The organism is Cellulomonas jepli (assembly GCF_047229345.1).
Classification (GTDB): domain Bacteria; phylum Actinomycetota; class Actinomycetes; order Actinomycetales; family Cellulomonadaceae; genus Cellulomonas_A.
This window is the reverse complement of the sequence record NZ_JBFTER010000027.1, coordinates 41,790-49,029: the sequence shown is the minus strand read 5'-3', so window position 1 is coordinate 49,029 and position 7,240 is coordinate 41,790. Positions and strand designations below refer to the sequence as shown.

The 7,240-nt window shown below is 74.4% G+C and carries 7 protein-coding genes; 2 read left to right on the top strand and 5 right to left on the bottom strand.

The genetic code is table 11. The features are described from left to right. The 5 genes from AB6N24_RS08785 to AB6N24_RS08765 all read right to left on the bottom strand — a co-directional run. A partial coding sequence (locus tag AB6N24_RS08785) for a 2-oxoglutarate dehydrogenase E1 subunit family protein (protein ID WP_412869019.1) occupies positions 1-259 on the bottom strand: 259 nt, incomplete at its 3' end. Positions 260-473: 214 nt separating this feature from the next. Then, positions 474-1,295 carry an ABC transporter permease gene (locus tag AB6N24_RS08780; protein ID WP_412869018.1) on the bottom strand — a complete coding sequence of 274 codons (822 nt, stop codon included), beginning with the start codon at positions 1,293-1,295 and terminating at the stop codon, positions 474-476. Beyond that, on the bottom strand, positions 1,292-2,344 hold the full coding sequence (locus AB6N24_RS08775; RefSeq protein WP_412869017.1) for an ABC transporter ATP-binding protein: 1,053 nt from the start codon (positions 2,342-2,344) through the stop codon (positions 1,292-1,294). The genes AB6N24_RS08780 and AB6N24_RS08775 overlap by 4 nt, the downstream gene beginning before the upstream one ends. Positions 2,345-2,435: 91 nt before the next feature. Then, positions 2,436-3,512: a HAMP domain-containing sensor histidine kinase gene (locus AB6N24_RS08770; RefSeq protein ID WP_412869016.1), complete on the bottom strand. Its 1,077-nt coding sequence runs from the start codon at positions 3,510-3,512 to the stop codon at positions 2,436-2,438. Next, complete coding sequence (locus tag AB6N24_RS08765) at positions 3,509-4,285, bottom strand: response regulator transcription factor (RefSeq protein WP_412869015.1); 777 nt, start codon at positions 4,283-4,285, stop codon at positions 3,509-3,511. The genes AB6N24_RS08770 and AB6N24_RS08765 overlap by 4 nt, the downstream gene beginning before the upstream one ends. A gap of 351 nt (positions 4,286-4,636) precedes the next feature. Between AB6N24_RS08765 and AB6N24_RS08760 the strand changes: the two genes are divergently transcribed. Both AB6N24_RS08760 and AB6N24_RS08755 read left to right on the top strand, forming a co-directional pair. Continuing rightward, positions 4,637-6,001 carry a hemolysin family protein gene (locus tag AB6N24_RS08760; protein WP_412869014.1) on the top strand — a complete coding sequence of 455 codons (1,365 nt, stop codon included), beginning with the start codon at positions 4,637-4,639 and terminating at the stop codon, positions 5,999-6,001. Beyond that, positions 5,998-7,038: a hemolysin family protein gene (locus tag AB6N24_RS08755; RefSeq protein ID WP_412869013.1), complete on the top strand. Its 1,041-nt coding sequence runs from the start codon at positions 5,998-6,000 to the stop codon at positions 7,036-7,038. Before AB6N24_RS08760 ends, AB6N24_RS08755 begins: the two co-directional genes overlap by 4 nt. Positions 7,039-7,240 lie beyond the last annotated feature (202 nt).

The window sequence follows — 7,240 nt, the reverse complement described above, 5'->3', positions numbered from 1 at the left end:
TGCGGCTCACGACCAGGCTCGGCGCGCCGGTGGGGGCGCCGGTGGGGGCGGGTGCGGTGGCCGGCGTCGCTGCGGCGTCGGGTGCGCCGGCGCCGCTGCCGTCACCGCCCTCGCCCGGCTTGTAGCCCTCGAAGAACTCCCACCACGCGGGGTCGACCGCGTTCTTGTCCTTGAGGTACTGCTCGTACAGCTCGTCGACGAGCCACTCGTTGGCGCCGAAATCGGCCTTGCTCGAGACTGGCTCTGCCTTCTGGGACACGCGAGGATCGCCCACTTCCGCCGCGGCCGCGCCGCGTCATCGCCGGATCTGTTTGACGACAACCCTACGTCAGCACGGTCACGGACGAGCACTCCGCGCGCGCTCAGAAAGCGCTTTCCATCGGACTTCGGCGAAGTCCGTCCGGCGCGGTCAACCGGGGGTCACGGGGCTGTCTCCCGGGTCCCAAGACCCGGTGCTGACCGGGTCGGCAAGGTCATGTGATGTCGCGCCGGAACGTCGTCGCGCGCCCGATCACTGCGAGCACCAGCGCGTACGCCGCGAGGACGAGCATGCCCTGCCACCAGTCGAGCAGCGCCCCCATGCCGGACTCCGCGTAGAACGACCCGCCCGAGACGGCCTCGCCGGCCGCCCCCGGCAGGAACGACGCCACGTCCTTGCCCCACGACGTGAGGCCGAGGACGACGCGCAGCACCGGCTCGACGAACTGGGTGAACGCGATGAGCACGACGATCGCCGCGACCTGGTTCGTCAGCACGGTGCCGAGCGCGACGCCCACGACCGACCACATGGCGAGCGCGAGCGCCGAGAGCGCGAGCGTGCGCCACGTCTCGACCTCGCCCAGGAACGTCGGCTCGCCGAGCGCCGCGAGCACGCCCGCCCCGGTGCCCGCCGTGACGAGCGTCGCGACGACCCCGAACACGAGGCCGATGACCAGGCCGGCGACGAGCTTCGCGCCGAGGACCACGTTCCGGCGGGGCTCGGCGAGCAGCGTCGGGGTGATGGTCTGGTGCCGGAACTCGGTCGTGACCGAGAGGGCGCCGACGACGACGGGGAACACGTACCCGAACGTCACGGCGATCGTGTAGACCGTGCGCACGACCGCCTCCGGGGTCAGCTCCGGCGCCTCGCCCCCGCCGCCCGCGCTCGGGCCGCCGCCCATGCCGCCGCCCTGCGTGAACGCCCACGCCATGAACCCGGCGATGAACATCATGTAACCGACCATGACGAGCAGCAGGACCCACCAGAGCCGCGTCGTGACGATCTTGCGGTACTCGGTGACGAGCGCGGCCCTCATCGGGCACCTCCGGTCGGGGTCGTGGGGGCGGCGGGTGCTGCGGGCACTGCGGGTGCTGCGGGCGCTGCGGGCGGCGCGGCCCCGCCGCCGGTCAGGCCGAGGAAGATCGACTCGAGCCCGGTGTCGCGCGCGGCGAGCCCGTGCAGCTCGAGGCCGGCGCGGTGCGCCGCGGCGCCCACGGTCGCGGCGTCGACGTCCCGGAGCTCGAGGGTCGCGGTCCTGGCACCCGGGACGGTCGGCGCACCCGCGGCGGGACGAGCGCCGGGGGCGCCGTCGGTGGTCGCGGCCACGGGGGCGAGGGACCAGCCCTCGCGCTCGACGAGGGCGTGCAGCCCGGCGACGTCCGGGGAGGTGATGCGGACGCCCGGCGCCGCGAGCTGCTCGAGACCCGCGAGCGTCGAGGCGTGCACGAGCCGGCCGCGGGCGATGATGACGACGTCGTCGACCGTCTGCTCGACCTCGGAGAGCACGTGGCTCGACACCAGCACCGTGCGACCCTCGGCGGCGAGCGCGCGCAGGAACACGCGCAGCCAGCGGATCCCCTCGGGGTCGAGCCCGTTCGCCGGCTCGTCGAGCAGCAGCACGCGCGGGTCGGCGAGCAGCGTCGTGGCCAGCGCGAGCCGCTGGCGCATGCCGAGCGAGAACCCGCCCACGCGCCGCCGCGCCGCGTCCGAGAGCCCGACGAGGTCGAGCACCTCGCGGGCGCGGGCGTCCGGCACCCCCGCCTGGGGCGCGTACACGCGCAGGTGGTCGAGCGCCGTGCGGCCCGGGTGGAAGCTCGCGGCCTCGAGCGCGGCGCCGACGACGCGCTGCGGACGCTCGATGTCGGCGTACCGACGGCCGCTGATCGTCGCGGTCCCGGAGGTCGGCTCGACGAGACCGAGCAGCATGCGCAGCGTCGTCGTCTTCCCGGCGCCGTTGGGGCCCAGGAAGCCGGTGACCCGGCCCGGGCGGACGTCGAACGACAGGTCGTCGACCGCGCGCACGGCGCCGAAGGTCTTGGAGAGGTTGCGGACGCTGATGCCGTCCTCGACGGCGGTCGGAGTCATGGCGGCACCCTACTGAGCGTGCCGCCCGGGGCACGAGCAGCCCGGCGTGTCCCGGACCGGGCGTCGGGCGGACGCCCCGGGGCGCCCGGGCTCAGCGCCGCGCGGGGAGCGTGACGCGCATCGTGCAGCCGGTCTCGGCGCCCGTGTCCGCGACGACGATCGAGCCCCCGTGCAGGTCCACGGCCCAGCGCACGATCGCGAGGCCGAGGCCCGTGCCGCCCGTCGAGCTCTGCCCTGTGATCGCCGGGGTGTTGCCGCGCACGAACCGCTCGAACACCTGCTGGCGCTGGTCGCGCGCGATGCCGGGCCCGTGGTCCACGACGTCGATGCGCACGTCCCCGCCGGCCCGGCGCGCCTCGAGCCGCACCTCCGCACCCGTCGGGGAGTGCCGGACGGCGTTGTGCAGGAGGTTCGCCACGACCTGGTGCAGGCGCTCGCGGTCGGCGGGCACGGTCAGGTCGGGCGGCTCGACGACGACCGGGAAGCGCAGCCCCCGCTCGGCGCCGACGAGCGCGGCCTGGTCGGCGGCCTCCTGGAGGAACTCGCGCAGCGGCAGGTCGGTGATGTCGAGGCCGACCGCACCGGCCTCGACGCGCGAGAGGTCGAGCAGGTACGCGACGAGCCGTCCGAGCCGCTCGGTCTGCGCGAGGGCCGCGCGCATCGTCGCGGGGTCGGCCTCGCTCACGCCGTCGACGATGTTCTCGAGCTGGGCCTGCAGCGCCGTGACCGGGGTGCGGAGCTCGTGCGAGACGTTCGCGACGAGCTCGCGACGCAGCGTGTCCGCCGACTCCAGGTCCTCGGCCATCGTGTTGAACGCCGCCGCGAGCTGACCGACCTCGTCGTGGCTCGTGGCCTGCACGCGCTGGGAGTAGTCGCCGCTCGCCATGGCCCGCGCGGCCGCCGTCATCTCGCGCAGCGGCGACGTCATGCCCCGCGCGAGGACCTGCGTGACGACGAGCGAGAACGCGACGGCGAGCGGCAGCGTCCGGCTCGGCCCCAGCGAGTTGTGCAGGCCCAGCCACGTGACGAACGCCGCGAGGGTCACGGTCGCCGCGACCAGGATGCCGAGCTTGATCTTGATCGAGCGGAAGCTGTCGAGCGGGCGGACGTCGGGCAGCAGCGGCCGGCGCCCGTCCGACCGCGAGTGCCGGGGGACCCCCGCGCTCACGGGGTCGGCGAGCCCGAGGGTGCTGTCGCCGGCTCGAACGCGTAACCGACGCCGTGCACCGTGCGGATCAGGTCCGCGCCGAGCTTGCGGCGCAGGGCCTTGACGTGGGAGTCGACGGTGCGCGTGCCGCTCGCGTCGACCCAGTCCCACACCTCGGCGAGCAGGCGCTCGCGCGTGAGGACGGTGCGGGGCGTCGCCGCGAGGGTCAGCAGCAGGTCGAACTCGGTCGGCGTGAGGTGGACCTCCTCGCCGGCGCGGTGCACGCGGCGCTGCGCGCGGTCCACGACGACGTCCCCGACGGTCAGCGGCGGGGTCGCGTCGGGCTGGCTCGCCTGCTGCACGGCAGCCTGGGCCGCGCGCTCGGTCCTGCGCAGCAGCGCCTTCGTCCGGGCGACGAGCTCACGCATCGAGAACGGCTTCGTCATGTAGTCGTCGGCCCCGACGCCCAGCCCGATGAGCATGTCGGTCTCGTCGTCGCGCGCCGTGAGCATCAGGACGGGCACGGGCCGCTCGGCCTGGACGCGCCGGCACACCTCGAGCCCGTCGATCCCGGGCAGCATCACGTCGAGGACGACGACGTCGGGCTGCAGCCGGGCCGCCGCCTCGACGCCCGCGTGGCCGTCGCCGACCGTCTCGACGCGCCAGCCCTCCGCGGACAGGCGCTGGCTGATCGCCTGCGCGATCGCCGGCTCGTCCTCGACGACGAGGACGGTGGTGGTCGCGCCGGTCTTCTGCGCCGCGCCGCCGGCGCCGGGGGTGCTCGAGATCGCCATGGGCCCAGGGTGGCACAGGCGCGTGGGCGCGGGACGCACCCCCGCCGTGCCGGGTCCCGGACCGACGCCCGCCGGCTCCTCATCCGGAGCCGCGCCGCCCGCGCGCTTGCACCGTCCGGGCGGTCGCGTGCCGGATGCCGCGTGGTCCGGCGTTCCGTACGATGGTCCGACCATGAGCAGCTCAAGTAGCTGCCGGCGTGCTGCCCGGGCCTCCGAGCCCGGGAGCGACCATGCCGGCCCCTCCACTGCCCTCGTCCCCCGTGCCCTGACGACCGCCGCCGTGCCGTGCGGTCCGTCGGCCGCGCGCCGCCCCGACGGTGACCGCAGCGTCGCCGGCGCCGGGAGGTCCGCGTGCTGACCGAGTGGCTCCTCGTCGGTCTCGGCGTGCTCCTCACCGCGGGGACCGCCGTCTTCGTCGCGAGCGAGTTCGCGCTCGTGACCCTCGACCCCGGCCTCGTCGAGAAGGACACCCGCCCCGACGACAAGCGCGGCCAGTCCGTCGTCAAGGCCCTGCGCCGGCTGTCGACCGAGCTCTCGGGCGCGCAGGTCGGCATCACCGTGACGACGATCCTGCTGGGCTACACGACGCAGCCCGCGGTCGCCCGGATGTTCGGCGGGGCGCTCGAGGACTCGTTCCTCGGCGCGGCCGTCGGGGGAGCGGTGGCCGTGCTCCTCGCGATCATCCTCGTCAACGGCTTCTCGATGCTGTTCGGCGAGCTCGTCCCCAAGAACTTCGCGCTGAGCCACCCGCTCGGCACCGCGCGCGCGGTCGCGCCCCTCCAGCGGGCGTTCACGACCGCCCTGAGCCCGGTCATCGCGTTCTTCAACGGCAGCGCCAACGCGATCCTGCGCCGCGTCGGCGTCGAGCCGCGCGAGGAGCTCTCCGGCGGGCGCTCGCCGCAGGAGCTCGCCTCGCTCGTGCGTCGCTCGGCGGCCGTCGGGACGCTCGACGAGTCGACCGCGACGCTGCTGACGAACTCGATCGACTTCGAGGAGCTCACCGCCGTCGACGTCATGACCGACCGGCAGCGCATGGTCGTGCTCCGCCGCGAGCACACCGCCGCCGACGTCATGACCCGTGCGCGCGAGACCGGTCACTCCCGGTTCCCGGTGATCGGGGAGAGCCGCGACGACATCGTCGGTGTCGTGCACCTGCGCCGCGCGATCGGCGTGCCCTTCGAGAAGCGGCCCGAGGTCCCCGTCGCCGCGCTCATGGTCGAGACGCCGCGCGTCCCCGAGACCGTCCGGCTCGGACCGCTGCTCGTCGAGCTGCGGGACCTCGGCCTGCAGATGGCCGTCGTCGTCGACGAGTACGGCGGCACGTCGGGCGTCGTCACGCTCGAGGACGTCATCGAGGAGCTCGTCGGGGACGTCGCCGACGAGCACGACCGCCGGCGCGCGACGAGCGCGCGGCGCATCGACGGCTCGTGGGCGCTGCCCGGGCTGCTGCGCCCCGACGAGCTCACCGAGGTCACCGGCCTCACCGTGCCCGACGACGGCCCCTACGAGACGCTCGGCGGGCTCGTCATGGCCGCGCTCGGCCGCGTGCCGCAGCTCGGTGACGAGGTCGTCGTCGACGGCGTGCGGCTGCGGGTCGAGCAGATGCAGGGCCGGCGCGTCGAGCGCCTCGTCGTGCAGGCCGCACCCGACGAGGACGACGGCGAGACCGCCGACGCTCCGCGCACGTCCGGCGCCCGCGGGGGTGAGCGCGCATGAGCTCCGAGGTCGCGCTCCTCCTCGGCGTGCTGCTGCTCGCCGGCAACGCGTTCTTCGTCGGCGCCGAGTTCGCCATCCTGTCCGCCCGTCGCAGCGCGATCGAGCCGCTCGCGGCCGCCGGTGACCGCCGCGCGAAGACCGTGCTGTGGGCCATGGAGCACGTCTCGCTCATGCTCGCGTGCGCGCAGCTCGGCGTGACGGTCTGCTCGACGAGCCTCGGCGTCGTCGCCGAGCCCGCGATCGCGCACCTCATCGAGGACCCGCTGCACGCGCTCGGCGTGAGCACGGACCTCGCGCACCCGATCGCGTTCGTCGTCGCGCTGCTGATCGTCGTCTACCTGCACGTCGTCCTCGGCGAGATGGTGCCCAAGAACCTGGCCGTGTCGAGCCCCGACAAGGCCGTCCTGTGGTTCGGGCCGCCGCTCGTGTGGCTCGGGCGCGTCGTGCGCCCGCTCATCCACGCGCTCAACTGGCTCGCCAACCACGTGCTCCGCGCGTTCGGCGTCGAGCCCAAGGACGAGGTCGCCTCCGCGTTCACCGCCGAGGAGGTGCAGTCGATCGTCGAGCGCTCGCAGGCCGAGGGGCTGCTCGACGACGCGCAGGGCCTGCTGTCCGGCGCGATCGAGTTCTCCGACAAGACCGCCGCCGAGGTCATGATCCCGGTCGACGACCTCGTCATGGCCCCCGAGGGTGCGACGCCCGACGAGGTCGAGCGCCTCGTGGCCCGCACCGGCTACAGCCGGTTCCCCGTCGGCAGCCAGAGCGGCGTCATCAGCGGGTACCTGCACCTCAAGGACGTCCTGTACGCCGACGCGACGAACCGCACCATGGCGGTCCCGGCGTGGCGGGTGCGGGCGCTCGCGGTCGTCGGGCCGGACGACGAGGTCGAGACGGCGCTCGGCGCCATGCAGCGCTCGGGCTCGCACCTCGCGCGGGTCGACGTCGACGGCCGGGCCGTCGGCGTGGTGTTCCTCGAGGACATCCTCGAGGAGCTCGTCGGCGAGGTCCGTGACGCGATGCAGCGCCAGCAGCTCTGACCGGGTGGTTCGCACGTTGTTCGGGCGTTGTTCACGCGCGCCGGTCGCCAGGACTCGGTCCTGGACGCCCGTCCAACGGGGTTGGTTCGCCCCCGACCGTCCGTTATGGTTTCGTGACCGCACCCCGCGGAAGGGCGCCTGAACCGGTGCCCGGACGTGCGAGAGTGCGGGTGACGTCCTGTCCCGACCAGTCGTGAGCGGA